20 protein-coding genes are annotated in these 26,996 nt (G+C 73.3%); 8 read left to right on the top strand and 12 right to left on the bottom strand.

Going from position 1 to position 26,996, the window contains the following annotated elements; all coding sequences use genetic code 11:
• Positions 1-6 precede the first annotated feature (6 nt).
• Positions 7-729: an ABC transporter permease gene (locus tag ACRAKH_RS10150; RefSeq protein ID WP_380727076.1), complete on the top strand. Its 723-nt coding sequence runs from the start codon at positions 7-9 to the stop codon at positions 727-729.
• Here ACRAKH_RS10150 and ACRAKH_RS10155 read toward each other — a convergent pair.
• The gene (locus ACRAKH_RS10155) at positions 713-3,844 is read right to left on the bottom strand and encodes a BTAD domain-containing putative transcriptional regulator (RefSeq protein WP_447009762.1); all 3,132 of its coding nucleotides are present in this window, start codon (positions 3,842-3,844) and stop codon (positions 713-715) included. The genes ACRAKH_RS10150 and ACRAKH_RS10155 overlap by 17 nt on opposite strands.
• Positions 3,845-4,401: 557 nt before the next feature.
• Here ACRAKH_RS10155 and ACRAKH_RS10160 point away from each other — a divergent pair.
• Together ACRAKH_RS10160 and ACRAKH_RS10165 are read left to right on the top strand one after the other, a co-directional pair.
• Positions 4,402-5,886, top strand: coding sequence for a cellulose binding domain-containing protein (locus tag ACRAKH_RS10160; protein WP_380726504.1), 1,485 nt, complete (start codon positions 4,402-4,404; stop codon positions 5,884-5,886).
• Positions 5,887-6,031: 145 nt separating this feature from the next.
• The gene (locus tag ACRAKH_RS10165) at positions 6,032-6,889 is read left to right on the top strand and encodes a hypothetical protein (protein WP_380726502.1); all 858 of its coding nucleotides are present in this window, start codon (positions 6,032-6,034) and stop codon (positions 6,887-6,889) included.
• An 8-nt stretch (positions 6,890-6,897) separates the two neighbouring features.
• Here ACRAKH_RS10165 and ACRAKH_RS10170 read toward each other — a convergent pair whose 3' ends face one another.
• The gene (locus ACRAKH_RS10170; RefSeq protein ID WP_380726500.1) at positions 6,898-7,719 is read right to left on the bottom strand and encodes an AraC family transcriptional regulator; all 822 of its coding nucleotides are present in this window, start codon (positions 7,717-7,719) and stop codon (positions 6,898-6,900) included.
• A gap of 49 nt (positions 7,720-7,768) precedes the next feature.
• Between ACRAKH_RS10170 and ACRAKH_RS10175 the strand changes: the two genes are divergently transcribed.
• The 4 genes from ACRAKH_RS10175 (at position 7,769) to ACRAKH_RS10190 (ending at position 11,480) form a co-directional block, all read left to right on the top strand.
• On the top strand, positions 7,769-8,182 hold the full coding sequence (locus ACRAKH_RS10175) for a DUF2000 family protein (RefSeq protein ID WP_380726498.1): 414 nt from the start codon (positions 7,769-7,771) through the stop codon (positions 8,180-8,182).
• Between the two features lie 81 nt (positions 8,183-8,263).
• Positions 8,264-8,413 (top strand): hypothetical protein, encoded by a 150-nt coding sequence (locus tag ACRAKH_RS10180; RefSeq protein WP_380726496.1) that lies wholly within the window; start codon positions 8,264-8,266, stop codon positions 8,411-8,413.
• A 101-nt stretch (positions 8,414-8,514) separates the two neighbouring features.
• Positions 8,515-11,133, top strand: coding sequence for an FxSxx-COOH system tetratricopeptide repeat protein (fxsT, locus tag ACRAKH_RS10185; protein ID WP_380726495.1), 2,619 nt, complete (start codon positions 8,515-8,517; stop codon positions 11,131-11,133).
• Between the two features lie 32 nt (positions 11,134-11,165).
• Entirely contained in the window at positions 11,166-11,480 is a 315-nt protein-coding gene (locus tag ACRAKH_RS10190; protein WP_380726493.1) for a hypothetical protein, read from the top strand.
• On the opposite strand, the gene ACRAKH_RS10195 is transcribed toward ACRAKH_RS10190, so the two are convergent.
• The 3 genes from ACRAKH_RS10195 to ACRAKH_RS10205 all read right to left on the bottom strand — a co-directional run bounded on the left by ACRAKH_RS10195 (position 11,471) and on the right by ACRAKH_RS10205 (position 13,567).
• Positions 11,471-12,505 (bottom strand): methyltransferase, encoded by a 1,035-nt coding sequence (locus tag ACRAKH_RS10195; protein ID WP_447009763.1) that lies wholly within the window; start codon positions 12,503-12,505, stop codon positions 11,471-11,473. The genes ACRAKH_RS10190 and ACRAKH_RS10195 overlap by 10 nt on opposite strands.
• A gap of 55 nt (positions 12,506-12,560) precedes the next feature.
• A complete protein-coding gene (locus tag ACRAKH_RS10200) occupies positions 12,561-12,818 on the bottom strand; it encodes a hypothetical protein (RefSeq protein ID WP_380726491.1) in 258 nt (85 codons plus the stop codon).
• A gap of 116 nt (positions 12,819-12,934) precedes the next feature.
• Positions 12,935-13,567: a TetR/AcrR family transcriptional regulator gene (locus ACRAKH_RS10205; RefSeq protein WP_380726489.1), complete on the bottom strand. Its 633-nt coding sequence runs from the start codon at positions 13,565-13,567 to the stop codon at positions 12,935-12,937.
• 78 nt (positions 13,568-13,645) lie between these two features.
• On the opposite strand from ACRAKH_RS10205, the gene ACRAKH_RS10210 reads away from it, so the two are divergent.
• On the top strand, positions 13,646-14,347 hold the full coding sequence (locus ACRAKH_RS10210; RefSeq protein ID WP_380726487.1) for an NAD(P)-dependent oxidoreductase: 702 nt from the start codon (positions 13,646-13,648) through the stop codon (positions 14,345-14,347).
• An 86-nt stretch (positions 14,348-14,433) separates the two neighbouring features.
• Here the strand turns inward: ACRAKH_RS10210 and ACRAKH_RS10215 are convergent, their stop codons facing one another.
• The 7 genes from ACRAKH_RS10215 to ACRAKH_RS10245 form a co-directional block, all read right to left on the bottom strand.
• Complete coding sequence (locus tag ACRAKH_RS10215; protein WP_380726485.1) at positions 14,434-15,129, bottom strand: hypothetical protein; 696 nt, start codon at positions 15,127-15,129, stop codon at positions 14,434-14,436.
• Positions 15,130-15,226: 97 nt separating this feature from the next.
• Positions 15,227-16,372 (bottom strand): oxygenase MpaB family protein, encoded by a 1,146-nt coding sequence (locus tag ACRAKH_RS10220; RefSeq protein WP_380726483.1) that lies wholly within the window; start codon positions 16,370-16,372, stop codon positions 15,227-15,229.
• 424 nt (positions 16,373-16,796) lie between these two features.
• Positions 16,797-18,788 carry an NAD-dependent DNA ligase LigA gene (gene ligA, locus ACRAKH_RS10225; RefSeq protein WP_380726481.1) on the bottom strand — a complete coding sequence of 664 codons (1,992 nt, stop codon included), beginning with the start codon at positions 18,786-18,788 and terminating at the stop codon, positions 16,797-16,799.
• A 218-nt stretch (positions 18,789-19,006) separates the two neighbouring features.
• Positions 19,007-20,191: a hypothetical protein gene (locus ACRAKH_RS10230; RefSeq protein ID WP_447009764.1), complete on the bottom strand. Its 1,185-nt coding sequence runs from the start codon at positions 20,189-20,191 to the stop codon at positions 19,007-19,009.
• A 91-nt stretch (positions 20,192-20,282) separates the two neighbouring features.
• Positions 20,283-25,298 (bottom strand): hypothetical protein, encoded by a 5,016-nt coding sequence (locus tag ACRAKH_RS10235; RefSeq protein WP_447009765.1) that lies wholly within the window; start codon positions 25,296-25,298, stop codon positions 20,283-20,285.
• Positions 25,288-25,983, bottom strand: a complete 696-nt coding sequence (locus tag ACRAKH_RS10240; RefSeq protein WP_380725415.1) for a hypothetical protein — start codon at positions 25,981-25,983, stop codon at positions 25,288-25,290. Before ACRAKH_RS10240 ends, ACRAKH_RS10235 begins: the two co-directional genes overlap by 11 nt.
• Positions 25,980-26,945 (bottom strand): RNA polymerase sigma factor, encoded by a 966-nt coding sequence (locus ACRAKH_RS10245; RefSeq protein WP_380725417.1) that lies wholly within the window; start codon positions 26,943-26,945, stop codon positions 25,980-25,982. Before ACRAKH_RS10245 ends, ACRAKH_RS10240 begins: the two co-directional genes overlap by 4 nt.
• Between the last annotated feature and the right edge of the window lie 51 nt (positions 26,946-26,996).

The following is a 26,996-nucleotide window of genomic DNA, read 5'->3' on the forward strand; positions in this document are numbered from 1 at the left end:
ACGGTCATGTTGCGCCGCAACTTCAAGCACATCGCCCGGAACCCGACCTCGGTGTTCAACGCGGTGCTGATGCCGGTCGTGATGATGTTGATGTTCGTGTACGTGTTCGGTGACGCGTTCGACGTCGGCGTCGACTACATCGACTACGCGACGCCGGGGCTGATGCTGATGGCCGTCTGCTACGGGCTGGGCGCCACCGCGACGTCGGTGAACTCGGACATGACCAAGGGCATCATCAACCGGTTCAAGGTCATGGACGTCTCGCGCGGCGCGGTGCTGACCGGTCACGTCGTCGCGAGCGTGCTGACGAACCTGGTCGCCATCGCGGCGCTCGTCGGGGTGGCGTTCCTGCTGAGCTTCAGCCCGTCGGCGGGCTTCCTCGACTGGCTCGGCGTGGTCGGCATCGTCGTGCTGCTCGGGTTCGCGGCCGGCTGGTTCACCGTCGCCCTGGGGTTGTCGGCGAAGTCCCCGGAGACGGCGGGGCTCGCCGCCGTGCCGCTGGTGATGCTGCCGTTCTTCAGCAGCGCCATCGTGCCGGCGGAGATGATGGGGCCGGGCATCCGGGAGTTCGCGCGGTACCAGCCCTTCACTCCGATCATCGAGTCGCTGCGCGGGTTCCTCGACGGCGCGCCGGCCACCGGTGACGTGGTCGCCGCCCTCGCGTGGTGCGTCGGGATCGCGCTCGTCGGCTACCTGTGGGCGTCCTCCACGTTCACGAAGCGAGCGTGACCTCGACCAGGCGTGACCAGTCGGCGCTCGTGCCCTCCCGAGCCGCCTCGGCGAACCCCGCGTCGCCGAGGCGGCTCCGCACGGCCTGCTCGATCCGGGCGACGTCGGGGTTGGCGTGATCCGGCAGGCCGCGCACGGCCGCGCTCGCCGCGAGCAGCCGTGCGGCCTGCTCGTGCTGGTCGAGGCGCAACGCCTGGTCCGCGACGCCGACGAGCACCTGCGCGATCAGGGAGGCGTGCCCCGCCTCGGACGCCGCCCGGCAGGCCGCCGCGCGGTGCGCGCGGGCCGCGTCGAGGTCTTCGGCGAGGTAGCCGAGCACGTCCTGGGCCACCGCGCGGATGTTCGGCTGGTCCACCTCGCCGCCCAGCATGGTCGTCGCGACGTCGAGCTGCTCGCGCGCCGCTGCGGTGTCGCCGTCCCACCGGGCGAGCTCCGCCTTCGCGAAGGCCAGCAGCGCCAGGGCGTCCGGCCAGGTGACGCGGTCCGCCAACCGCTGCGCCTCGGCGATGGCCGCCGCGCTGGAGTCCTCGTCGCCGAGCAGCCGGTACAGCTGGGCCTGTCGCGACCGCATCCGGATGACGTCCTCGGTCGCGCCGACCTCGCTGACGATCGCGATGGCCTGCTCGTAGTACTCGCACGCGCCGGCGAACTCGCCGCGCACGGCGATCCGGTCCGCCAACTCCGTCAGTGCGAACGAGATGCCCCACCGCTCGCCGATCGCGCGGAACTCGGCGAGCGCCTCCTCGAGGTACGCGTCCGCGTCGCGCCCGCCGTGGCCGAGCACGATCCGCATCTTGCCGAGGTGCAGCCGGGCCAGCGCGCGCACCCAGGGGTCTTCGTTGTCCAGCAACGCTTCCCACGCGGGCAGGAACGCGCCGGGCTCGCGCAGCATGCGTTCCAGCGGGACGACCAGCGCCAGCATCGGGTTGCCCGGCCGGCCGGTCCGGCTGTACCGGTACGCCTTGTGGATCCACTCCGCGGCCTGGTGCTCGTCGCCCGGACCGGAGGTGACGAACGTCGACATGAGCGCGTACACCATCGCCCGGACCTCGTCGGGCACCTCGCCGGCGACCTCGGTGGCGGCGGCGATCAGCTCCATGCCCTCGGACTTGTGCCCGCTGAGCCACCAGTACCAGCCGGCGGCCGCGGCGAGCCGCATCGCGCCGTGCGCCTCGCCGGCCGCGAGCGCGCCCCGCATGGCGGAACCGATGTTGTCGTGCTCGACGCCGAGCGCGGCGAGCCACTCCAGCTGCCCGGCGCGACGCAGGTGCGGCTCCGCGGTCTCGGCGAGTTCGGTGAAGTGGGCGAGGTGCGCGTGCCGGGCCAGGTCGGCTTCGCCCGCTTCCGCCAGCCGTTGGGCGGCGTACTCCTTGATCGTGCCGAGCATCCGGTAGCGCGGCGCCTCGTCGCCCTCCGCGAGCACCAGCGACTTCTCGGTCAACGCGGTCAGCAGTTCGAGCACCTGCCCCGCGTCGGCGCCGTCCCCGGCGCAGACCCGCTCGGCCGCTTCGAGGCTCGCGCCTCCCGAGAACACCGAGAGCCTGCGCAGGACGACCCGCTCGGCGTCGGTGAGCAGTTCCCAGCTCCAGTCGACGACGGCGCGGAGCGTCCGGTGGTGGGGCAGCGCGGTCCGGCTGCCGCCGGTCAGGAGGCGGAACCGGTCGTCGAGGCGGTGGGCGAGCTGGTCGAGGGACATGGTGCGCAGCCGGGCCGCGGCCAGCTCGATCGCGAGCGGCATCCCGTCCAGCGCGCGGCAGACGCGGGCCATGGTCGCCGACGCGCGGGCGTCGACCGCGAAGTCCTTGCGCACGGCGCTCGCCCGGTCCCGCAGCAACCGGACGGCGGGGGAGCGCTCTACCTCGTCGGGGGCGGCGTCGGGCGCGGGCAGGGCCAGCGGCACGACGTGCCACAGCGCCTCTCCCGTGATGCCGAGCGGTTCCCGGCTCGTCGCCAGGACGCGCAGCCGCCGGCACTCGCCGAGCACCCGGTGGGCGAACGCCGCCGCCGAGTCGATCACGTGCTCGCAGTTGTCCACGATCAGCAGCGCCTCCCGGTCGCGGACGGCGGCGACGAGCCGGTCCGTCGGCTCGGCGTCGTGCGCCGCGCCGAGCAGCGCGTCGCGCAGGCCGAGCGCGGCGAGCGTCGCCTGCGCCACGTCACCGTCCGCGCCGATGGCCGCGAGCTCCACCAGCCACGCGCCGTCCGGCAGGTCGCCGAGCAGCGTGCGCGCGGTTTCCGCGGCGAGCCGGGTCTTCCCCGAGCCGCCCGGCCCGATGACGGTGGTGAGCCGGTGTTCGGCGATGATGCCGCGCAGCGCGGCGACGTCGCCGTCCTTGCCGACGAAGCTGGTCAGCTCGGCCCGCAGGTTGGTCTTCCGGTTCTCCTCACGCCGTCCCACCTCGCCCCGCAGCAGCGCGACGTGCAACGCGGACAGCTCCGGTGACGGGTCGACGCCCAGCGCGTCGGCCAGGGCCTCGCGGGTGCGCTGGTAGACGAGCAGCGCCTCGTTGCCGCGACCGGCCGCGATCAGGGCGCGCATCAGCGCGGCGACGAGCCGTTCCCGCAGGGGGTGGGCGGCGACCGCGTCGGTCAGCTCCGTGACCAGCGCCGCGCCGTGCCCCGAGTCGATCTCCGCGTCGAACCGGTCCTCCAGGGCGGTCAGGCGCAGCCCGTCGAGCCTGGTCACGGCCGCGTCGAACGCCTCGCTGTCCTGGAGGCCGACGTCCTGCATGGCCGTGCCGCGCCACAGCGCGAGGGCGTCGCGCAGCACGCGTGGCGGATCGTCGTGGTCGCGCGCCCGGCCGACGAGCCGTTCGAACCGCACCGCGTCCACCGCGTCCGGTTCCACGGCCAGCCGGTAGCCGTTCGGCCGCCCCTCGACGGACCCCTCCGGCAGCACCTTCCGCAGCCGGGACACCAGGCGTTGCAAGGCGTTCGCCGCGTCGGCGGGCGGCTGCTCGCCCCAGATCCAGTCGACGAGCGCCGCCTTCGGGACCACGTGACCCGGTTCGAGCGCGAGGGCGACCACCAACCCCCGCAACCGCGCGCCCGGCACGTCGACGAGGACGCCGTCGTCCGTGCGAACCTCGAACGGTCCCAGCATCCCGATCTGCACCCGGCGATTCTGTCACGGCCGGCGGTCCGCGCCCCTCACACCGGCCGCCGCGGCGGTGTTCGCCCTTTTGTGGGGAAGTTCCTCCACTGCCTGTCGCAGCGTCGAATGAATTCGATGTCTTGATTGGGATTCAGCGCCGGACGGGTCATTGATTCGACTCGATCTTTCCGTAACCTTCGTGATGGTGTCGCCGGACGTCAGGCGCACCGAAACAATCGGAACCCACCCGGCGTCCGAAGTGGACAGAAGTGCGCCCGTGGCTCGGGCGCGCGCCCACCACGACCCGCATCGCCCGACAGCGCGCATTTCGTCAGCGGAGAGGAACACCGTGGCCGGAAAGTCGCACCTGTTCCGCGCTTTGACGGCCCTCGTGGCACTCGGGGCGCTCACCGGGTCCGTGATCACGGTGGCGCAGGCGCGGCGCACGCGCACCCTCCGCGTCCACGACGTTCGGCTACATCGCCACCGGCGCCCCGTCGACACCGAGCCCCACCTGCACCAGCCGTGACGGGAACGGCCCCGTCACCCGCCACCCCGCCCCCCTCGGAAGGACGCAGATGCACGTCACCCGTCACCGGAGCCGGTTGGCCGCCGCCCTCGGCGTCGTCACCGCCTCGGCCGCCGTCGTCGCCCTCGCCACGGTCCCCGCCCAAGCCGCGGCGGCGTGCCGCGTGACCTACCAGGTCGGCAGCCAGTGGTCGGGCGGCTTCACGGCGAACGTGAACGTCACCAACCTCGGCGACCCGGTCCCGAGCTGGCGGTTGACGTGGTCGTTCACGGCCGGTCAGGCGGTCTCGCAGCTCTGGGGCGGCAAGGTCGCGCAGTCCGGCGCCCAGGTCGCGGTCGACAACGCGAGCTGGAACGGCGCGCTGGGCACCGGGGCGAGCACCGGGTTCGGGTTCAACGGCTCGTGGAACAACGCGTCGAACCCCGTGCCGACCGACTTCGCGCTCAACGGCACCCGCTGCAACGGCACCACGACGACAACCACCACGACCACCACCACGACGACTACCACCACGACGTCCACCCCGCCGTCGGACGTCCTGGCACAAGCGCACACCGTGGGACGCGTCAAGGCCGACGGCACGTCCGCGCAGTACACCTGGCCGGGCGTCCACTTCGAGGCCCGGTTCCGCGGCACCGGCGTCGGGATCGTGCTCAACGACGCCCACAACGACTACGACGTCCAGGTCGACGGCGCAACCGTGGCCACGCTCGTCACCCCCGGCCGCGTCACCCACCAGGTCCGCGGTCTGACCGACGCCGTGCACACCGTGCGGCTGGTCAAGCGCACCGAGAGCCCGTGGGCCGCGGGCGAGTTCGGCGGGTTCGTGGCCGCGCCGGGCGGCGAGATCCTCGCCAAGCCCGCCGCCCGCGGCCGGCAGATCGAGTTCATCGGTGACTCCCTGACCGCCGGCTACGGCAACACCTCCACCACGCGTGACTGCTCGGCCAACGGCGGCGTCAACCGCAACACCAACACCGACCTGAGCTTCGGCGCCCTGACCGCTCGCGGCCTGAACGCGGACTACCAGGTCAACGCCCACTCCGGGCGCGGCATGGTCCGCAACTACAACGGCGGCGAGCCCGGCACCGACTTCCGCACCTACTACGACCGTGCGTTGCAGCACGTGCCCGGCGACGTGTGGCGCAACCCCGGCACGTGGCGACCGCAGCTGATCGTGGTCGGCCTCGGCACCAACGACTTCTCCACCGCGATCAACCCCGGCGAGCCGTGGACCCAGGAGAGCCTGGTCGCCGCCTACAAGACCGCCTACCAGGGCTTCATCGACAAGCTCCGCGCGCGGTACGGCGCCGGCGCGGTCATCGTGGTCAGCGCCACGAACCTGTTCGCGCAGACCGCCGAGCAGGTCGTCCGCGACCGCAACGCGAGGGGCGACGACCGGGTCCGCTTCTGGAACAACGACGACCCGAGGCTGGACCGGCTCGGCTGCGACTGGCACTTCTCGCTGAACGACCACCGGCTCCTCTCCGGGCTGCTCACCGACTACATCGCCACCCTGCCGCTCGACTGGTGACCACCGCGGGCCACCACGCCGTACCACCTTCCGCGTCGGGCGTGCACCCCACCCGGCGGGCGCACGTCCGACCAGGTCAGGCACCCTTGATGTCGTCCCTGTTGTGTCCGCGCGGGGGTCCACACCCACAACCGAGGATCGACACGTGACGCTTCCCTACGAGCCCGACGACGACCAGGCCGCCGACCGCTACATCAACGCCGCGCTGCGCAGCCGTGACGCCGAGGCGTGGCGGCTCCTGGCCTCCGACGCCTACGTCGAGCAAACCGACCGCGTGCTGCGGGCGATGCTCGACCGGATCGCGGTGGCCCGCACGCACCGCACGGCCGAACGCGCCACCGCCCGTTCGCGGGCGCTCGACGGGGAGATCAGCCAGGCCGAGTACCAGCGGGACGCCGCCGAGGACGCCAACCGGGCCACGAAGACCGCCCACTTCGAGACGTTGGTGCGCGAGCACCACCGCCTGATCGCGCCCGCCGCGCGCCGCCTGCGCGGCGACGACGTCCGCGACGAGCTGATGGACCTGGTCCTCGCCCTGGGGACGGCGATCGACGCCCACCGCGCCGCCGTGCTCGTCGAGGGGTACGAGCCGACGCCGACCGACCAGGCGCTGTGGGCGCGGCTGGCCGCGCTCGACGTCCCCGGCACGCCGGACGGCGAGGGCCGCACGTCGGTGGAGGAGCTGGTGAAGCGCCACTCGTCGCGCCAGGACGACCTCGGGCGGGTGCTGGCGGGGATCATCCTGGACGCCGCAGGCGGCGCGCCGTCGATCCCGCGGGCCGCCCTGCTGACCGCGTGGAAGAAGGCGATCGCGCCGACCCTCGCCGTCGAGGAGAAGAGCGAGTTCGCGGCCAAGGGCAAGGGCTCGCTGGCGACCGAGAAGCTCCGCAAGACCCTGGGCCACCTGGAGCGCAAGGGCTTGGTCAAGCGCACCGACTCGCCGGACGGCCAACGGCTCGACCTCCTCGACCGGCGCGGTCTGGAGGAGCTGGCCGAGAGCTGACGCCGGTGTCAGCCGCGGTGGCCCGTGGCTGACGGGGTTCGCCGGGGGACGCCCGAGCGGGCGTAGGTGGACGGTGGGGTGCCCAGCATGCGGCGGAAGTGGCGGGTCAGGTGGGACTGGTCGTAGAAGCCGACGGCCGGGGCCACCTGGGACGGTGGGACGCCGTCGAGGAGGAGTCGGCGGGCCAGGTCGATGCGGCGGCCGGTGAGGTAGCGGTGCGGCGGCAGGCCGAACTCGCGGGTGAACGCGCGGACCAGGCGTTCGGGGCGGGCGGCCAGGCGGGTGGCGGCGTCGGCCAGCGTCAGGCCGTCCGTCACGTGGGCGTCGAGCAGGTCGCGCAGCGCCCGGGCCAAGCCCGGCTCGGCGTCCGGCGCCGACGGGGCGCGGCGGGTGAGGTGGGTGCGCACCCGGTCGCGGATGAGGGCCAGCCGGGACTCGGCCTCCCACTCGTCGCCGCCGTGCAGCGCGCCGTGCAGCTGGTGCACGCGCAGCCGGAGCGCCGGGTCGGCGAACGCCGGGTGGTCGACCGCCGCGCCGATCAGGTCCGCGCCCAGCACCGAGGTGTCGAGGTACAGGACGCGCTTGCGGAAGCCCTCGGCGGTCGCGTTGCGGCCGTCGTGCGGGACGTGCGGCGGCAGCAACGTCACCGACGCGGGCGGGGCGCCGTGCTCGCGGTGGTCCAGGCCGTAGGTCACCGTGCCGGCGTCGACCAGCAGCAGCGTCCACGCGTCGTGCGTGTGCGCCGGGTAGGCGTGGTCGGTGAAGCGCGCGTGCAGCACCTCCACGATGCCCGGCACGGCGGGCCGCCACGCGGAGATGTCGGAGCCCACGTCAAGAACGTACAAGACGAGCGGGGCGCGGTTCGGCGACCTTGTCCGCGTGGAACGACCCCAGACGAAGTTCGCCGTCCTGCTCCGCGACGACCTGGCGCCCTGGCAGGCGTTGAACGTGACCGCCTTCCTGGCCGGCGCCCTCACGGCGGCCGTGCCCGAGGCCGTCGGCGAGCCGTACGAGGACGCCGACGGCACGACGTACCTGCCGATGCTCGGCCAACCCGTGCTCGTGCTCACCGGCGGCAAGGAGGTGCTGACCGCCGCGCACGGCCGGGCGGTGGCCCGTGGGCTGGCGCTGGCCGTGTTCACCTCCGACCTGTTCGCCACCGGCAACGACGAGGACAACCGCGCCGCGGTGCGCGCCGTGCCGCGTGACGCGCTGGACCTGGTGGGCATCGGCGTGCACGGCCCGCGCAACGCCGTGGACAAGGCGCTCAAGGGGGCACGCATGCACCCCTGAACCGGTCATCGTGACGGACCTCATCGTTTCGCCGGCGCCGGACGCGGCAATCAAGGGGAGCACGTACGACCTGGAGGGACGATGCACGAGACAGACAACGGACAGGCCGTCGCCAACCCCCGCCGGACCCGCCTGGGGCCGGACTGGACCGCGAAGTCCACCGCGGGAACGGACCGCTCGCAGCCGACGTCCAGCCCGGTTCCCGGCGCGCAGGGACGTCCCGTCGAGTGAGGGCCCGTCGTCCGCAAAAGAGCGGAAAACCGCTGCTCAGGGCTTCGGTGTAGGCCCGAGTCGCACGCCCGCCGGCCACCCGTGCGTGGCAGGATCGTCCGGTGCGCGGAGAGGTTCCCTTAGACGACGGCCCGGACGTTCCCGCCGAACCGTTGTCCGACGACCGGCCGACGGTCACGCAGACGGTGCACGCCTCCGGTTCGAGCACCGTGGTGGTGGCCGGTCGGGACGTCATCGTGACGGGTGGCCAGTCGGGCCCGACCGCGCCCTGGCCGGTGCGGGTGGGGTTGCCGCCGCCGGTGGCGGACCACTACCAGCACCGGGAGGTCGAGCGGCGGGTCGCCGACGTCGTGACCTCGCGGCTGGACGACTCCGTGTGCGGGGTCGTCCTGTCGGGGCTCGGCGGGGTCGGCAAGTCGCAGTTGGCCGCCTCCCGCGCGTGGGCCGTGTGGCGTGACAAGTCGGTCGACCTGGCGCTGTGGATCAGCGCGGTCACCCGGGCCGCGATCGTGGCCGCGTACGCGGAAGCGGCGGCGTCGGCGCTGGTGGACAGCGACCCGGCCATCGGCGCGCGGACGGCCGACGAGGCGGCGCGCAAGCTGCGCACGTGGCTGGGGTCCACCGACCGGCGCTGGCTGATCGTCCTCGACGACGTGCGGGAGACCGCCGACCTCGAAGGGCTCTGGCCGCCGAACAACCCCGCCGGCCGCACGGTGATCACCACACGGCGGCGTGACGCGTTGCTGGCCCGGCTGGACCGCCCGGTCGTCCCGGTCGGGTCGTTCAGCGAGACCGAGGCCGGCCGCTACCTGGCCGGGAAGCTGCCCGGGCACGCCGCCACACCGGACGGACGGGACGGGTTGCACGCGCTCGCGGCGGACCTCGGGCACCTGCCGCTGGCCTTGGCGCAGGCCGCGGCGTTCATCACCGACAACCCGCTGCTCACCGTGTCGGCCTACCGGGAACGGCTGGCCGACCGCCGCCGGACCCTGGCGCAGGTGCTGCCCCGCAACGGGGAGCTGCCCGACGAGCACCACGCCACGGTGACCGTGACGTGGTCGCTGTCCGTCGAACGCGCCGACCGCCGCGACCCGGAAGGCGTGGCCCGGCCGCTGCTCGCGCTGACCAGCGTCCTCGACCCCGCGGGCGTCCCCACCGCGTTCTTCACCAGCGCGCCCAGCCTCGGCCACGTGACCGACGCCGTCGGCCGCGAGGTGGACACCGACGCGGTCGTGGACACCCTGGGCAACCTCCACCGCCTCAGCCTGATCACCCTCGACACGTCCCAGCCGGCGCGGACGGTCCAGGTGCACGCCCTGGTGCAACGCGCGGTGCGGGACGCGCTCACCCCGGACGACCACGCGCGGGTGGCCCAAGCCGCGGCGGACGGGCTCCTGGCGATCTGGCCGCCCACCGACGTCGACACGGCGCTCACGCAGGCCCTCCGCTCGTGCACCACCGTCCTGCACGCCACCAGCGCCCCGGAGCTGTGGCGGACGCGGGTGCACCGGCTGCTGTTCCGCGCCGGGCGGTCGTACGGCGAGGCCGGGCTCGTGACCGCGGCCGTCGAGCACTTCCGCGACCTGCACGACCAGGCGCACCGCCACCTCGGCCCGGACCACACCGGCAGCCTGGCGACGCGGAACCACCTCGGCCACTGGTTGGCCGAGGCCGGCGACCACGCCGCCGCGATCGCCGAGCACGAGCGGCTGCTGGAGTACTGCCTCCGGGTGCTCGGTCCCGACCACCCGAACACCCTGACCACCCGCAACAACCTCATCATGTGGCGGGCGGAGGGCGGCGACCCGGCGAACGCCGTGGCGGAGCTGGAAGCCCTGCTCGCCGACCGCCTCCGGGTCCTCGGGCCGGACCACATCGACACGCTGATCTGCCGCCACAACCTGGCCTGCAAGCGCGCGGACGCGGGTGACCACGTCGCCGCGGCCGCGGAGCTGGAGCTGCTGCTCGCCGACCGCGTCCGCGTGCTCGGCCCCGACCACCCGGACACCCGGCTGACCCGCAACAACCTGGCCGCGTACCGAGCCGAGTCCGGTGACCGGGACGACGCCGTCCACGTGTTCGACCGGCTGGTCGGCGAGATGGCCGAAACGGTGGGGCCGCACCACCTGGACGCCCTGGTCGCGCGCAACAACCTGGCCCGCTGGCGTGCGGAGTCCGGTGACCACGCCGGCGCGATCGCGGAGTTCGAGCAGCTGCTCGCCGACCAGACGCGGACCCTCGGCGCCGACCACCCGAACACCCTGACGACGCGCGCGAACCTGGCCACGTGCCGTGCCGAGTCGGGCGACCTGGCCCGTGCGGCCGCCGAGTTCGAACGGCTGGTCGCCGACCGCCGGCAGGTGTTGGGCCCCGGCCACACGGACACCCTCATGACCCGCAACAACCTGGCCGTCGTCCGCGCCCGGTCGGGCGACCACGAGACAGCCCTCGCCGAGCTCCAACTCCTGCTGGTGAAGTTCACCGAGGTGCTGGGCGCCCGTCACCCCGAGACCCTGATGATCGACCACAACATCGCCACCTGCCACGCCCAGGCCGGCGACCACACCACCGCGATCAGCCGACTCGATCGCGTCCTCGCCGAGCACATCGCGGTGCTGGGCCCCGACCACCCCGACACCGCGGCCGTGCGGGAGAACCTCGACCACATCCGCGAACTGGCCCGCGCCGCCGAGCCGACCGCACGTGAGCCGGGCAGGTAGCTTCAGCGCGCCCGCCCAGCCGCCAGAGATTCGTGGCCACCCCGCGCGACGTCGACGACTTCGACGCAGTCGAGACGATGGAAGACTTCGTCGACTACCTCGGCCTCCTGGCCGAGGACTTCAAGGCCGAAGAAGTCACAGCGGCGCGACACGAATCCTCGGGCGCCAAAGTCCCGTTCGAGGGCCAGTGGGCGCACCACAACCTCGGGGTCTTCCCCGGTCAGTGGGGCGCTTGGCTGCACGACTCCATCCTCCGGCCGGGCGCGCCGACGCCGCGCAGCGAGGTCGATCCGCTCACGTGGAACAAGCTCGCCCACCAGCTCTTCGCCGCGCGGCTCTACGAGTGAGACGTCGCCTCGACGTGGTCGGGGTCTGACGCGCGCCGGAATTCCAGCAGGCAGCGCCGGTCGGTCAGGTCGGTCACGGCGTCGAGGACCAGGCCGTGCGGCGCGGCGAGGGCGCGGAACTCCTCGACCCGGCGCTCGCGACCCCCGAAGATCACGAGCATGACCAGGTCGCTCTCGCTGTCGGCGCGCCGCCCGCCGACCCCCTCGATGACGAGGACCCGCCCGCCCGGACGGGTGGCCTCGGCGCAACGGGCCAGGACGCGGTGCGCGTGCTCGTCGTCCCAGTTGTGGAGGATGTCGAACAGCAGGTAGGCGTCCGCCCCCGCCGGGAGCGGGTCGAAGAAGCTCCCCGCCGTCACCCGCGTCCGCTGCTCGAGGCCGCGGGCGCGGAACGTGCGGCCGGCCTCGGCGGCCGTCGCGTCGAGTTCGACCAGGTGGCCGCGCATGCCGGGGTTGGCGGTCAGGATCGCCGCGAGCAGGCTGCCCTCGCCACCTCCGACGTCCACGACCGTGGAGAACCGGGACCAGTCGACTGTGGCGACGATCTGCGGCACCTGCTCGTGGAACCGGTGCGTCATCTGCCGGTCGAACGACTCGCGCAGGCGCGGGTGGTCGGTCAGGTCGGCCCAGAAGTCCTGCCCGTAACGGCGCGGGTAGGCGGCCTGGCCGGTGGTGACGCTGTGCGCGAGCTCGACGAACGCCAACTCGCCGCGGCCGCCGGCGGTGTCGAGGTGCAGGAGGTCGACCAGGCCGTTGCCGGCGTCGGCGCAGAGGTTCGCGCCGTACGCGGTCGTCCGGTAGCCGGCCGCGGTGCGCTCGACCACGCCCACCGTCGCCAGGTGGTTCAGCAGGAGGCCGAGCGGCACCGGCGCGACGCCGAGGTCGGCCGCGAGCCCGTCGACGGTGGCGTGGTCGTCGCGCAGCCGGTCCGGCAGGCCCAGGGTCACGGCGACGCGCAGCGCCATCGGGGTGGCCAGCCCGGCCAGGCGGCGGAGTTCGTTCGTGTCGTCCTCTTTGTGTGCCACGACATTCCACCTTGTCAGGCATGTCAACGGGATTCGGGCGCGTGGTCAGTCCCGGTCAGCCGGCAGGCTCGATCAGCCGGGTCGCGCGGATCGCGGCCGACGACGCCGCCGGGTCACCCGTCCGGTCGAACGTGTCCACGGCCGTGTCCGCGAACTCGACGGCGTGCTCGTCACCGTGCTCCACCGCCCGCGCAAGGGCTTCCACCGCGGGGCTCGGGGCCGGCCCGACCGGTTCCGGCGCGGCCGCCGGTGGCGAGTAGGCCGCGGACACGGCGGCGCTCGCGCCCAGGCGGCGGTCAGGCTCGGTCCCCACAGGACCACGTGGCGAGGACGTCGCGCCACGGCCGGTCCGCGAGCTCCCGGGTGAACAGCTCGACCCGGTCGCCGACCCGCCGCACGTCCCCGAGCGCGCAAGGGCTCCTGACGTTGTCACGCAGACGTTTCCGGGCCGTTCGGCTCGGTGACCAGGACAGCGGCGACGAGGGTTCGCCTGAGCCAGGCCTCGTAGTCGTCGTGGGACCAGCCGGAGTCGACCACGAGGCTGTCGTGGACGCCGGTGGTCGTGAGCGCCACGGCGACGTCGGCGGCCCGGGGCGCTACCTGATGACCGGCGGCGCGGATGCGGTCCACGACCATCTCGATGCCGAGCCGGTTGCGGCGGGCGCCCTCCGCCTGGCTGCGGGCGATCTCGGGGTCGACGGCGGCGCCCGAGCTCAGCATCGCGACGATGTCGCCGCAGCGCTCCCGGACCTGGCGGGACGCCCTGGCGACGAGGCCGAGCAGGTCGACGGGGTCGGTCAGCCCGGCCGCCTCGGCCATCAGCTCCGGCAGTCCAGCCTCCTCGTCCATCAGGTCGACCAGCCCGGCCAGGACGCCCGCCTTGGACCCGAAGTGGGCGTAGATCGTCTGCGGCGCGACGCCGGCCTCCTTCGCGATGGTGCGGATCGGCGTGCGGGCGTACCCGTCCTCGCCGAACAGCCTGCGCGCGGCGGTGAGGATCGTGCGCAGGGTCAACGCCTCGCGTCGGTCCTTGAGGCGGACGACACCGGGCAGATCGGTCATGTACGCTCCCGAGTTAGAACAGCGTTCCAACTTCTAGTTCGTTGTTCCAAACCTTAGCAAGTCGAAGGAGGCCAGTGCATGGAACTCGTGGTGTTCGGCGCGAACGGGCCCACCGGGCGGTTGGTGACCCGGAGGGCGCTCGACGACGGGCACGCGGTGACCGCCGTGACCCGCCGGCCCGACGCGTTCCCGTTCGACGCCCCGCGGCTGCGGGTGGTCGGCGCCGATGCCCTCGACGCGGCGGCGGTCGCCGACGTGGTCGCCGGCCACGACCGCGTGATCTCGACCCTCGGCGTCCCGTACACGAAGGAACCCGTCACGATCTTCTCCCAGGGCGCGCGCAACATCATCGCCGCCATGCGCCGGCACGGCCTGCGGAGGCTGGTGTGCGTCACCTCGATCGGCGTGCACACCGACCTCCCGCCCGAGGCGACGTTCTTCGTCCGCAGGGTGATCGCGCCGATCCTGCTGTCGATGGGCCGCCCGCTGTACGAGGACGCGCGACGCATGGAGGAGGTCGTCCGCGCGACCGACCTCGACTGGACGATCGTCCGCCCGTCCGGCCTCTTCGACACCACCGTCGTCAGCGATTACCGGGTGGCCGTCGCCCCGGAACGGGTGGTCGGCATGTTCACGTCCCGCGCGGACCTCGCCGACGTGCTGCTGCGCGAGGCGGTGGAGGACCGGCACGTGCGCGAGTGCGTCGAGGTGCTGACCACCGAGGGCACCCCGCGCTACCTGAACGTGTTCCTCAAAGAGGCGTTGCGCATCGGCAGCTGACCGGCGTCCTCCTCGGCTCGCGACCGACCCACGGCCGACTCACGACCGACTCACGACCGGCTCGCTACCGGCCCGCGCGCGGTCGGTCATCGCTCGAACGAGACGCCGGTCCGCACCCGCAGTTCGGTGGTCGGGCAGCCGCCGTCGGCAGGCCGTTCCGCGGTGAACGTGTACTCCTGGTCGCTCGCCACGGGGAAGTCGACGCGCACCAGGTCGTCACGGGACACGGCCTCGGCGACGACCGCGCCGGCCACCGTGACGTGCCACCGCACCTCCGCCTCGCAGCGGGGCAGTTCGACGGACAGGCCGCCTACGCCTTGCTGGGGCGTCGGCCTGGGGACGCCCGCGAACCTGGTCTCCACCTTCGCGCCGGCGGCCAGTTCGTACACGTGCATGGGCGCGCACAGCGTCGCCTCGGCCGCCTGGGCGCACTCCGACACGGTGCGGGGAGTGTCGCCGCCGGCGACGGCAGGACGCACGTGATCCGGCAGTTGGGCCGCCAGGAGGCCGATCAGACCACCCGTGGCGACCAGCACGAACGCCGTGGCGGTGAACACGACCACCGCGCGCACCCGCCGTCGCACGGCCTCCGCCCGCTTCCGGGCGTCGGCCTCGACCTTCTCCAGCAGCTCCGGCTTGTCCGCGGCCACCGAGACGATCAGCGCGAGGTCGCGCACGGTCCCCCGGCTGGCCCGTGCCGCCATCCACCCCGCGATGGCGGCGACCAGCGCGCTGAAGATGCCGGCGAGCCACGACAGGCGTTCGACCAGTTCCCACGACACCGCGCCATCCAACCAGCGTGACGCGGGTCCGGGGGTCGGTTGCGGGAAGAGGCCGACTGCCCGGAGAGGGCGGACGTGTCGGGGGTCGGCGGCGACGTCACCGCCGACCGGCGGTCGTGTCCGGGGGGAGCGTGCCGGCCTCCGCCCACCGTTCGCGCAGGTCGGCGGGGATGCTGAGGGTCGTGGACTGGCCGTCGGTGAGGGTGCGGACGCTGCCGCCCAGCAGGAGCGCGCCCGCCTTGTCGAGCACGGTCGTGGCGAGGGCGCTGGTGTCCTCCGAACGCTCCAGCACGCGCATCAGGCGGGCGCCGGTGCGCACGACGCCGCCCCAGGCGCGCGAGCGCGGCACCTCCATCCAGTCGGCCACCTCGGGGTTGACCACCTGGCGGATCATGGCGGCGACGATGCCGTCGAAGACCTTGCCCGGGAACAGCTTCTCGTACAGGGTCACCAGGTTGCGGGTCAGCGCCACGCCTTCGGGTGACGGGCCGTAGGCCGCCTCCACCAGGGCGGCGCTCAACTCGCGGGCCCCGTCGAGCGATTCGGGCAGGGCCTCGACGGGGATGCCGAGCATCGCTCCCGTGACGCGCCAGACGTAGTAGTAGTCGGCGGCCTCCTGCTCGGTGACGGAGATGCCGATGCGCCGCATCCCGTCGATCACCTGCACCGAGAAGATGAGCAGCGCGCCCACCATGTCCTGCTGGCAGATGGGGACGCCGTCGGCTTCGACGTCCCACCGGCCGGACTTGGTGAGGAAGTGGCGGACGGCGGCGTGGATGAGCCGGGTCTTCTGGATGGTGGGGACGAACGAGCCGCCCGAGCGGAACGCGTCGCAGGCCATCATGTCCATGACGAACTGGGACGTCTCGGACAGCCGCCGGTGCGGTTGGTTGAGGCCGTGGGTCAGCGTCAGCGCCCGTGACGCGCGGGGCTGGGCGTAGCAGTTGACCATCGCCCCGAAGGTGAGGACGGAGGCGACGTGCACGCCGTCGTCCACGAAGAAGTCGTAGGCGCGCGCCACCCGGTCGAGGTCCGCCCACGCCGGCGGGTTGTCGGTGGCCACCAGGAACTCCCGCACCACCTCGGGCAGCTCGTCCGGGATGGGCTGGTCGTTGGCGCGGAAGTGCTCCAGCACGCGGTTCACCTCGCCGACGCGGCCGGCGGCGACCAGGTCGGCGACCACGGCGTCGGCGAGCGGGTCGCCCTGGAACTTGAGTGCGTCCACCGTTGCGGTGTCGATCATGGTGTGTGGCCCCTTCGCTACCCGGAACGCCCAGTCCACTCCTCGTGGCACGTCGCTACTAGGGACACGATGTGGTGAAGCGTGTACACGTTCGGGTACGCGCTGTGCACTATCCGCAGTCGGCGGAGGCCAGCCGGGGTACCGGACCTCGCGAAAGGGGTCGATCGCACGGGTGCACGGCCTACAGGGAGGACGTCCTCCGCCGCCTGCCCTCCGCCGCCGGACCGTCCGCCGCCGCGCTGCCGCCGGCACGCCCGTCCGCCTTCGGGCTTGGCCGTTCGCCGTTGCGCCGTCCGCTGTCGCCGAACCGACCGTCGCCGGGCCGATCGTTGCCGGGCCGTTCTCCACCGCGCCGCCGCCGCTAGGCCGCCTCGCCGTCCTCCGCCGCCGGGCGGTCCTTCGTCGCCGGTCCGGCCGGGTGGCCCTACGCGATGCCCGCCGCGATCAACTGCTGCCAGATGACCCCCTGGTCGACGACCTCGACGCCGAGCTTCTCGGCCTTGGTGAGCTTGCTCGCGCCGACGTCGGCGCCGGTGATCAGGTAGTCGGTGCCGGCCGACACCGAGGACGCCGTGGTCGCGCCCGCCTTCTCGCACAGCCGCTGGAACGTGGGCCGCGGGACCTTCTCGCCGGAGCGGGGGTCGCTGATCGCACCGGTGATCACCACCGTCTTGCCGGCCAGCGGGGCGTCGGAGGCGACGACGGGCGGCAGGTCCTCCTCGCGCACGTCGAGCGAGACGCCGCGCTCCCGCAACCGTTCCAGTTCGGGGCGCAGCCGGCCGAGGTGCTCGGTCAACGAGGCCGCGACCTTGGGGCCGATGTCCTCGACGGCGACCAGGCGCTCCTCACCGGCGTCGGCGACCTCCTCCAGCGTGCCGAACCCGGCCCGGCACAGGCGGGTGGCGGTGCCCTCCGAGGCCATCGGGATCGCCAGACCGATCAGCGCCCGGCGCAGGCCCACGGCACGGCTGGCGTCGATGGACTCGATCATGCGCGTGGCCGACGTCTCGCCGATGCGGTCGAACTCCAGCAGCCGCTCCTTGGTCAGGGCGTAGAAGTCCGACGGGTGCTCCAGGAGACCGGCCTCGGCGAGCCGCTCGATCCACACCGGACCGATCGCGTCGATGTCCGCCGCCGCCCGCGACGCCCAGTGGATCAGCCGCCGCACGGTCTGCGCGGGGCAGGCGACGTTGGTGCAGAACAACTCCCGGCTGTTGCCCTGCTCGGTCAGCGGGTGCCCGCACGACGGGCACGCGGTCGGCGGCACGATCTCCACCTCGGCGCCCGTGCGCTTGGACTCGTCCAGCACGCCCGCCACGAACGGGATCACGTCACCGGCGCGCCGCACGAGCACCGTGTCGCCGATCTTGATGCCACGCGCGCGGATCACCTCCTGGTTGGCCAGCGTCGCGCGCGTCACCGTCGTGCCGCCCACGAACACCGGCTCCAGCCACGCCACCGGGGCGATCTTGCCGGTCTTGCCCACGTCCCAGACGACGTCGACCAGCACCGTGGTCTTCTCCTCGGCCGCGAACTTGAACGCCAGCGCGCCGCGCGGCGAGTTCGACCGCGTGCCCGCGGCGGCGAAGGCGTCCCGGTTCGCGAGCCGCAGCACCGCGCCGTCCAGGTCGTAGTCCAGGTCGTTGCGCCGGGCCTCGATCTCCGAGATCACCTCCTGCGCCGCGGCCGCGTCGTCGCGGTGCCGCATGTCGGCGACGTCGAACCCGAGCGCCCGCAACCCGTGCTCCAGGTCGGCCGCGGCCCCGCCCTCGGACGTGTCCAGGTCGAAGGCGAAGAACTGCAGCCGACGCTCGGCGACCGTGGCCGGGTCCTTCGCGCGCAGGGTGCCGGCGGCGGCGTTGCGCGGGTTGATCAGCGGCTTGTCCGGGTGCGCGGTGTTGTAGGCGGCGAACGTGGACCGCAGCATCACGGCCTCGCCGCGCACCTCCACCCGGCCCGGCGCGTCGACCCGGTCCGGCACCCCGTCGACCAGCGCTCTGACCAGCGGTGTCACGTCGTCGCCGGTCGTGCCGTCACCCCGGGTGACGGCGCGGGCCAGCCGCCCGCCCTCGTAGACCAGCGCCAGCGACAGCCCGTCCAGCTTCGGCATGACCACCACCGGCTGGCCGGGGAAGCGGTCGAAGAACGCGACGACCTGCTCCGGCCGCGTCGCCTTCTCCAGCGACAGCATCGGGCGCGAGTGCCGGACCGGCGCGTGCAGCACCGCCGGCGCGCCGACCTGGTCCAGCGGGTTGGGGTCGGGCGCCAGCTCGGGGTGCGCCTCGATCAACCCCCGCAGCTCGTCCTCGATGGCGTCGTACTCCGCGTCCGCCACCAGCGGCGAGCCCCGGTAGTAGGCGTCGCGCAGCGACACGACCTGGTCGGCGAGTTCCTGGATGCGTTCCCGAGCGTTCACGGCGGACAACGCTACCCGCGCCCACCGACAATCTCGGGCAGGTCGGGCCACGTCGACCCGGTGACGCTCGCCGACCGGCGTCGGCTGCGGGACCCGACCGGCGACCCGCCGTGGCGCCGACCGGACCCGCCGGAGTTCCGAGGGCCGACGTCCAACCCGGACCGAACGCGCGAAAAGGGGCCCCGGGGAAGGTTCCCCGGGGCCCCGAGCCGATCGGGCTAGGCGGCCTCGTCCTGCGCGCGTTCCACGTGGGAGGCGCACGCGCCCTTGTCGTTGGCCGAGACGGTGAAGCCGAGCATGGTGCCCACGCGGTGCTCCGCCAGGTCGGCCGCCGCGACGTAGACCAGGTGCCGGTTGCCGGCCGTGTCCTCGACCCTGATCCAGCCGTGGGGCTTGGCCGCGGGCCGGCTGACGAGCGGGCCCTCGGCGGGCTCGCCGACGAGCAGCAGCGCCGCGGCCTGGCGCTTGCGCGTGCCCTCCGCCGTGCCGGTGACGACGAAGACGACCTCGCGGCCCGTCGTCATCTTCCCGGCGTCCTCCGCGTACACCATCAGGCGGGTGGACGTGTAGAAGTCCTCGCCGGTCTGCGGGTCGTGGACGACGCCGCAGTTCTTCTCCCGGTTCCAGTGCGTGACCTCGCCGCGCCGGCGGTCCGGGCGGGTGCTCGTGGTCGCCGCGGCCGCCGGCGCGGCCTGGCGGGGCGCGACCGCCGGGGTGGAGCGCAGGCGGTCGGTGCTCGCGGTGATGGCGGCCGACGCCACCGCGTACAACTGCTGGTCCCAGAGGATCTCCTGGTACGCCACGGGCTGCGCGAAGCCCTTCAGGACGGCCTTCTGGACCTCGCCCGTGTACTCGCCCGCCTGGCGGACGGCGGCCTTGCCGAACACCGACTTGATGTTCATGGCGTTGGCCGCGCCCACGGTGGCGGTGTCGACGAAGATCGCCTTGGCGTTGGCGAAGGCGCACAGCCGGAACGCCTTGTCCACCACCGAGCCGACGAAGTCGGGCGTGCCGTTGGGCGTGGTGAACCGGCGCACCTCGCCCGTGGTCAACGCCGCCGAGCAGGTGAAGTCGATGATGCCCTTGGCGCCGTCGCCGCGGGTGCCGGCGCCCTTGATCGCCTCCTGGATGCGGATGACCGCGTTGACCGCCGCGGTCGTGTGGTCCGGGTCGCACGCGAACATGGCCCCGTCACCGGTGTACTTGACGACGACGTCCGGGATGGACTCCAGGATGATGTCGGTGATCGTGCGGTAGAGCCAGCCGAGACCGGGCAGCCAGCCCGACTCGGACTGCTGCTCCTTCATCCCGGTGGAGTCGTTGACGTCCACGACCCCGATGGTCATGACGACTCGGGACTCCAAGTCGGCGAACGCGTCGTGGAGTTGCGGGTTGCCGCTCATGGCGCCTGCCTTCCCAGTGCTGGAAATTCCTTCGCTGACAACGGGAAGACGCTCGCCGGCGGCGTCGCCGAACACCGGCGGCGGTGTTTTCTCAGAGCATCCGGCGGAGCAGGTGCGCGTCGAAGTCGGCGCGGGCCGTCGGCTGGTCGAGGCGGCGGCGCACCTTCTCCGCGACGAGCCGCAGCACCGGGGCCACCAGCGGGTGGTCGGCGCCGTGCTCGAACAACGCGCACAGGTTGCCGAACGACGCGTCGCCCGCGTGCGTCCACGCGCCCGGCTCGACGGCGTCCAGCCCGCCCCGCGTGGCGACCGCGGTCAGCACGGCGGCGGCCGCGGCCGGGGGCTTCGGCGGACCGCTCCGCGTCACCATCCCCATCGCGTTGGCGTGCACCCCCTCCACCCACTCGACGGGGGCCAGCCACGTGACGCCCCACGCGCCGATGCCCGGGTCCAGCCCGTCGGGCAGCACCGGCGGCCGGGTCGTGCCGAGCGGGACCGCGCTCAGCGAGTCGGTGACGGCGTGCGCGGCCCAGCCGATGTCGAGCCAGTGCCCGGTGCGGTCGACGACGTGGCGCCGGGCGATGGCGCGGTCGACCATCCCGGCCAGCGCGTCGGCGTACCGCCGCGCCGCGATGGGGTCGATCCGGTGCAGCACGCGGACCAGCCGCGCGCCGTCCGACAGCCCGCAGGCCCGCATCACGGTCTCCGCGTCGAGGGGTTCCAGCGCCCGCGCCACGTCGTGGGCCCGGTCCTCCCGCCACGCCAGCACGAACGCCGACATGATCCGCCACGCCGCCCGCAGGTCGGTGGCGGCGCCCTCGGCCAACCGGCTCGTCAGCTTGGCCGTGTTGACGGCGTTCGCCACGGCGGCGCCGGTCGCCTGGTCCCAGGCGGTGAACATCCGGATCAGGTCGGCGATCGCGTGCGGGCTGCGCAGGCTCGGCACGGTGCGCAGCCACTTCTGCGCCAGCGGGTCCATCCACCCGGTGCCGGGCTGACCGCGGTGCAGGCCGAGCGCGATGAGCTGCAGGAGGATCTTCGCCTGCTCGCGGGGGTCCTGCGTGTGCGCGATCTCGACGCCGAAGGCGTGCCACGACCCCGGCACCGCGCGGAGGTTCCGCAACAGGTCGACGCCTCCGCCGTCACGCGAGGTCTCGACCGCCGACAGCAGCTCGACGGCCGTGGACGGGTTCGGCAGCGCCCGTCGGACCTGGTGCTCCAAGAAGCCCCGGTCGGCGTTGTGCTCCGACGGTTCCGCGGACAGGCCGTCGACCACGTCGGCGGCCGCGGCGGGGTTCAGCTTCGCCAGCAGCCGCAACGACTCCGCGAGGTCGCCGGGGTGGCGGACGCGGCGCAGCTCCTGCGCACCGGCCCACCCGACCTTGGCCAGCACCTGCGGCCCCGCGGGCGCGCCCGCCGCGATCAGCGTGTTCCGGATCTCCAGGCAGCAGCGGAGGAACTGCTCCGCGCGCGCCGTGAGGAGCGACGTGTCGAGCGCGATCGAGTCGAAGCTCTTCGCGAACCGGACGGGCAGCTCGGGGAACAGCGCCCGGCCCAGCTGGTGGTGCGTCGCCAGCGCCTCCGGCTTGAGCGTGGTGAGCATCCGGTCGAGCAGCGTGGCGTCGTCGATCTTGCCGGCCAGGGTGGCCAGGAACCGCTCGCCCCGCTCGTCGTCCGCGCCGAGGAGCAGCGCCAGGCGCGGCGCCCACGCGCGGTTCGAGTTGATCACCCACTGGACGGTGACGTCCTCGACCAGGTGCATGACCCGGTCGAGGTAGTCGGCGCCGGCCTCCCACAGCCCGTGCAGGAAGTGCGCGATCACCGACGGCCGCTGGTCGGTCCGCACGAGGGTTTCCGCGAAGTCCGCGGTCAGCTCCTCGGCCAGCGCGTTCGCGAACCCCCGGCCGCGCGAGCCGTACAGGTCGTCGATCGCCGCCGTGGCGTTGAGCAGCATGCCCGCGCCCTTGCTCTCGCCGAGGTTGGTGATCTTCTCGGCGAAGTGGCGGACCAGCTCGGCCTTCGGCGTCTCGTCCGACTCGTACAGCAGGTCCTTGGTGAACTTGCCGTGCAGCTTCATCACCGTGCGGAGCAGGAACGCGACCTCCGCCGGCTGCGACGACTCGAGCTGGCGGCCGAGGAACCGGGCGAGGTCGGGGCGGTTGAGCAGCCGCACGCACAGGGCACGGTGGTAGTCGGCGAGGTTGCGGAAGGCGCGCACCTGCTCGCTGAGCGGGCTCTGGTCCAACGCGTTGCGCAGCACCACGTCGTAGTGCTCCAGCACCGCCTCCCAGTCGGTGTCCTCCCGCTTGAACATCATCCGCAGGATGAGCGCGTTGATGAACAGCGCGATGCCGTCGGTGCGCGTGGGCTTGCGGTCCAGCATCGCGGCGACGGTGGGCAGGTCGGCCAGGACGGCCGCCGTGGCGGGCGCCGGCACGTCGTCGGCCGCGAGTTCGGCGACGACCCGCTGGCGCAGGTCCTCGGCCCGCCGCACGGTGAGGTAGTCGTCGGCCTGCTCGGTGCTCAGCCCTTGGAGGGCGAGCGGCAGGTGCAGCAGGACCAGCCGGGACAGCTGCGGGTGGTGGAACCGCTCGAGCTGCCGCAGCGCGTTCAGCCGCGCGGCGGGGCTCGCGTTCAGCTCCAGCGCGAGCTTCAGCCCGCCGTCGCGGAGCCCGGAGACGACGTCGGCGAAGGCGTTCCCGCGCTCGACGAAGTGCCGGTACCGGTTGATCATGCGCAGGCACTCGACCAGCCGGGACGCGTTGACGAGGGCGGCGGGCAGCGCGTGGCACAGCCGCACGACGAGGCGTTCGCACGCCTGCGGGCCCAGGTCGGAGTCCGCGAGCTGGAGCAGCCGGGCGATCAGCACGGGGTCGGCGGACATCGCCCAGGCGACGATCTCGTCCCGGCTCGCCTTGACCAGGGCGCTGAGCACCCGGTCGCTGAAGTGCCCGCTGCCGACCAGCAGCTTGACGATCCGCGCGCCGTCGCCCGCGCGGAGCAGGTCGTGCAGCCGCGGCCGGGTCAGCGCGAGCACGCGCTGCTCCACCGCCTGCGGCGACGGGACGCCGGCCGCGTCGCTCAGCACCATCCGGCACAGCACGGAACTGGGGAGCACCCACCCGTCCGTGCCGCCGCGCCGCGCGCCCAACGTCGCCAGGGTCTCCGGGTCGAGGCCGGTCTCGGCGTCGGTCAGGCCGGTCGCCAGCAGCGACGCCGCCGCGAGCTGCCGCGCCCGTTCCCGCTCCGGCTCGGCCAGCAGGCTGAGCCGGTCGCGCAGGAAGGCCGCGCGGAGGTGGTCCGCGGCGTCCTGGGAGGAGTGGGCGCGGGTGGCCGCCCAGTTCAGCATCTGGGTCAGCATCCACAGGTCCGGTCCGGCGGCCTTCGCCAGCACGCCCGCCAAGGGGCGGAGCTCGCTCAGCACGGGCTGCTGCCCGATCACGTGCTCGGCGAACCTGCGCATGGCGCCCGGGTCCACGAACAGCGACACCGTCGTGGCGGAGCCGGTGTTCCACTCGCGCTGCACGTCGACCTCGAACCTGGCGGTGACCAGCACGCTGGTCTTCAGCCGGTCGTGCAGCTTGCCGAGCGCCACCCCGAGGTTGTTGTTGCGCCCGACCGGCCACAGCCCGTCCAGGACGATCAGCGTCTTGAGCCCCGGCTTCAGGTGGGGCGTGACCGCCTGCGCGATGACCTTGACCAGCTCGCCCGGCTCGTTCAGCTCGTGGGTGTGCGACGAGAAACCCAGCACCTGCCAGTTCTCCAGGGCCAGCAGGTCGCCGACGCACGCCGCGACCGTCGTCTTGCCGCTGTTGGCCGGACCGCCCACGACGGCCGTCGTCGGGTGCCCGGAGCGGAAGTGCTTGGCGAGGGTGGACGCCTTCGGCGGCACGGTCACCGGGATCGCGCTGGCGATGGACCGCCTGCGCGCGTCCCAGCGGCTCCACCCGGCCGCGTGCAGCGCGGTCGTCCGCTGGTCGTCCACCCACTGCCGCCACTGGTCGCCCCACAGCGCCTCGGCCGCGCCGGCCAACGTGAGCGGGCCGCTCCGCACCGACGGGGCGCCGGCGTCGACCGCCTGGCGCGCCCAGCCGTCGGCGCGGGGGTACAGGAGTTCGCGGTGCACGCCGTCCACGCGGACCGCTTCGAGCTTGCGGTCGAGGTGGGCGGCCGTGATCGGCTCGACCACGCCCCGGCGCACCGACCCCGTGCACACCACGCCGAGCCGGCCCGGCGCGGGCATCCCCGCGACCTCGGCCACGATGTGCAGGGCCACCGCGAGCGCGGCCGACTCCTCGTCCACGGACACCGGCGGCAGCAGGCCGACCACCTCGAACCGCAGGCCGTGCCACGGTTCCAGGTCGTCGTCGCCGACGCCGGCCCCCGCCAGCAGCTCCAGCGCCAGCCGACGACCCCCGTCGACGCCCTGGACGAACCTCGGCGCGTACGGCGACCACGGGTCGGTGAACCGGCCGGCCACGCCCGGCGCGTTCGGCTTGCGCCCGCGCACGTCCACGCCGCGCTCGGCGGTGAGCGTCAGGCCCAGCAGGATGCCGTGCGGCGCGTCCGGGTGCACGAGCGCGATGTCGGTCCTCGTCCGGCGCAGCACGAGGTCGTAGCCGAGCGGGTCGTCGACCGGGTCGACGTCGGCCACCGCCCGGAGCCCCGTCGCCGCCGCCAGCGCCGTGCCGGGCGCCGGATCGGCGACGTGCGCGGGCGACGTGCGCTCCAGGGCGTTCTGGAGCCGGTACAGGTCGGCCAGCCACGCGTCTCCGTCCAGCTCCGCCAGCAACGCGGTCCAGCGCGCGCTGCCGCCGGTGAGGTCGCGCGCCAGCAGCGCGCCCAACCCGCGCGGCACGGCGGGCGGCGGCGGCATGGGGTCGACCAGCCAGCGGGGGATGCCGTAGGCGAGGCGACCCCCGGTGCGGCGCGTCGGGCGGGCGCCGTGCGTGCACAGGCACTCGACGACGGCGTGCAGGTGAGCGGCCCGCGCCGCCCACGCCGTCTCGTCGTCGACGCGGTCCGCGGCGTCGAGGCCGCGGACCAGCTCGTCGAGGGCGAGCAGCCCGCCGATCAGGACGTCGCGCGCGCTCTGGTCAGCTCTCATCGTCGCCTGACCGGCACAACGCCACCTCCAGCCAGCTCGCCAGGTCTGCCCCATTCTCCACGGGCACGTCCACCACGTCGTTGGTCGGCAGCGGCACGCCGTCCGCGGCCAGTTCCAGCGGCGGCCCGGAGACCTGCCGCAGCTCGGCCGGGCCGCCGCCCAACCGGACTTCCACCACGGCGTCCTGCGCCTCGTCGTCGTCCATCCCGGCGAGCCGAACCCGGAAGCGGTGCCGTCCCGGCTCCTGGCTCATCACCACCGGGCTGGCCGCCGCCAGCCCCGCGGACAGCGGCTCCACCGCGATCGGCGTGGCCGCCTCGGGCACGCGCTCACCGGCTTGGACCAGCAGCTCCTCGTTCAGCTCGCCGACGAGGTCGAGGACGGTGTCGCACTCGTCGTCCGTGAGCGCCCTGAGGATGCGGTCGATTTGCTTGCCCGCGTCCAGGGCCGCGGTGACGAGCAGGGCCACCAGGTGCACCCCGCTCATCTCCAGCGAGTCGCACCGGCGCGTGATCGGCCGGTACCGCTCCTCGGCCAGGATGCGCATCGCGGTGCGGAGCTGCGCGCCCAGGGCGTCGGCGTCGGCGCGCTCTCGCGGGCGCGAGAGCAGCACCTGGGTCACCCACGGCACGAACTCCGGCCACCGGGCAGGGGTGGGCCGTTCGGACAGTCTGACAACGTTCATGAGGTTCTCCCGTTCGTGCCGTCCTCCGGCACGATGTTGTGCTTCGCGGCCAGAGGTTGCAGGTACTTCCAGCCCCGGCGCATCGACTGACCCCGGTTGGGCGCGCCGAGCACGCTGTCCAGAACTTCGCGCATCTCCTGGTGGCGCGGACCACCCAGGTGGTCCAGGCAAGCGAGCGCGGCGACGGTCTCGCCGACCACCCTCGCGCCGTCGAGCCACCCGCGACGTCCACCCCCGGAGGCGTGCGCCTTCAGCTCCGTGCAGAAGTCCAGCCACTCGGCGTTGTCCCGGGCGAAGGTGTCCAGCGGGAGGTCGTCGCGCACGCCGTGCGTGCGCAGGACGTCGAGGGCGAAGGCCGTCCAGCGGCTGACCGTCTCGTCGTCGTCGTACTCCGGCTGGTGGCGTGCCTGCTCGAAAAGGTCCCTCGTGCGCTCGTCGTCGATCTTGAGCACTTCGCGCCTGCGGTGCGACTTCCCGTTCTGGCGGTTGACCTGCTGACCGGTCATCTTGCCTAACAGGGCAAGGGGGTTGAGAGCGCCCGGCACTCGCAGATGGCGGTAGAACTTCAGGAAGACCTCCTGGACGACGTCGTCCAGGTCTGCGGGGTTGTCCAACCCCATGCCGCGCGCCCGCAGTCGGATCTTCTTCTCGTACGCGCGGTGGAGTTCGGCGAAGTCAGACTGGCCGTACACCCGCCAGTCCGACCACTCGCGGACCTTGACGACGTTCCGGGCGATCTTGTCGAGCCAACGCTCGACCGGAACGTCGGAGGGGCAGGAGTGGTCGTTCCAGCGGTGGAGGTGGAGCCGTACGTCGGCCAGCAGCCGAGGCACGTCAGCGGTCACCTTCGCGCACGCGCGCTCAAGGTCTTCCTGGTGGTGGGCTTGCACAGCTTCGGCAACAAAGGTGTAGGTGTCGCATCTGTCTCGCTCCTTGCACATCGAGCACGGGCACGCGTCCACGTGGGCTCCCTGGTCGGCGGGGTGGGGGGTGGTACTGCTGCTACAGACGGC

The sequence above is a fragment of the Saccharothrix hoggarensis genome (genome assembly GCF_052936025.1).

Bases quoted from the DNA above. Each gene is read 5' to 3' on its own strand.
- ACRAKH_RS10220 (WP_380726483.1), bottom strand. From the start codon at position 16,372: ATGATCGACACCGCAACGGTGGACGCACTCAAGTTCCAGGGCGACCCG.
- ACRAKH_RS10205 (WP_380726489.1), bottom strand. From the start codon at position 13,567: ATGACCGATCTGCCCGGTGTCGTCCGCCTCAAGGACCGACGCGAGGCG.
- ACRAKH_RS10180 (WP_380726496.1), top strand. From the start codon at position 8,264: ATGCACGAGACAGACAACGGACAGGCCGTCGCCAACCCCCGCCGGACC.
- ACRAKH_RS10150 (WP_380727076.1), top strand. From the start codon at position 7: ATGTTGCGCCGCAACTTCAAGCACATCGCCCGGAACCCGACCTCGGTG.
- ACRAKH_RS10160 (WP_380726504.1), top strand. From the start codon at position 4,402: ATGCACGTCACCCGTCACCGGAGCCGGTTGGCCGCCGCCCTCGGCGTC.
- ACRAKH_RS10210 (WP_380726487.1), top strand. From the start codon at position 13,646: ATGGAACTCGTGGTGTTCGGCGCGAACGGGCCCACCGGGCGGTTGGTG.
- ACRAKH_RS10235 (WP_447009765.1), bottom strand. From the start codon at position 25,298: ATGAGAGCTGACCAGAGCGCGCGCGACGTCCTGATCGGCGGGCTGCTC.
- ACRAKH_RS10240 (WP_380725415.1), bottom strand. From the start codon at position 25,983: ATGAACGTTGTCAGACTGTCCGAACGGCCCACCCCTGCCCGGTGGCCG.
- ACRAKH_RS10230 (WP_447009764.1), bottom strand. From the start codon at position 20,191: ATGAGCGGCAACCCGCAACTCCACGACGCGTTCGCCGACTTGGAGTCC.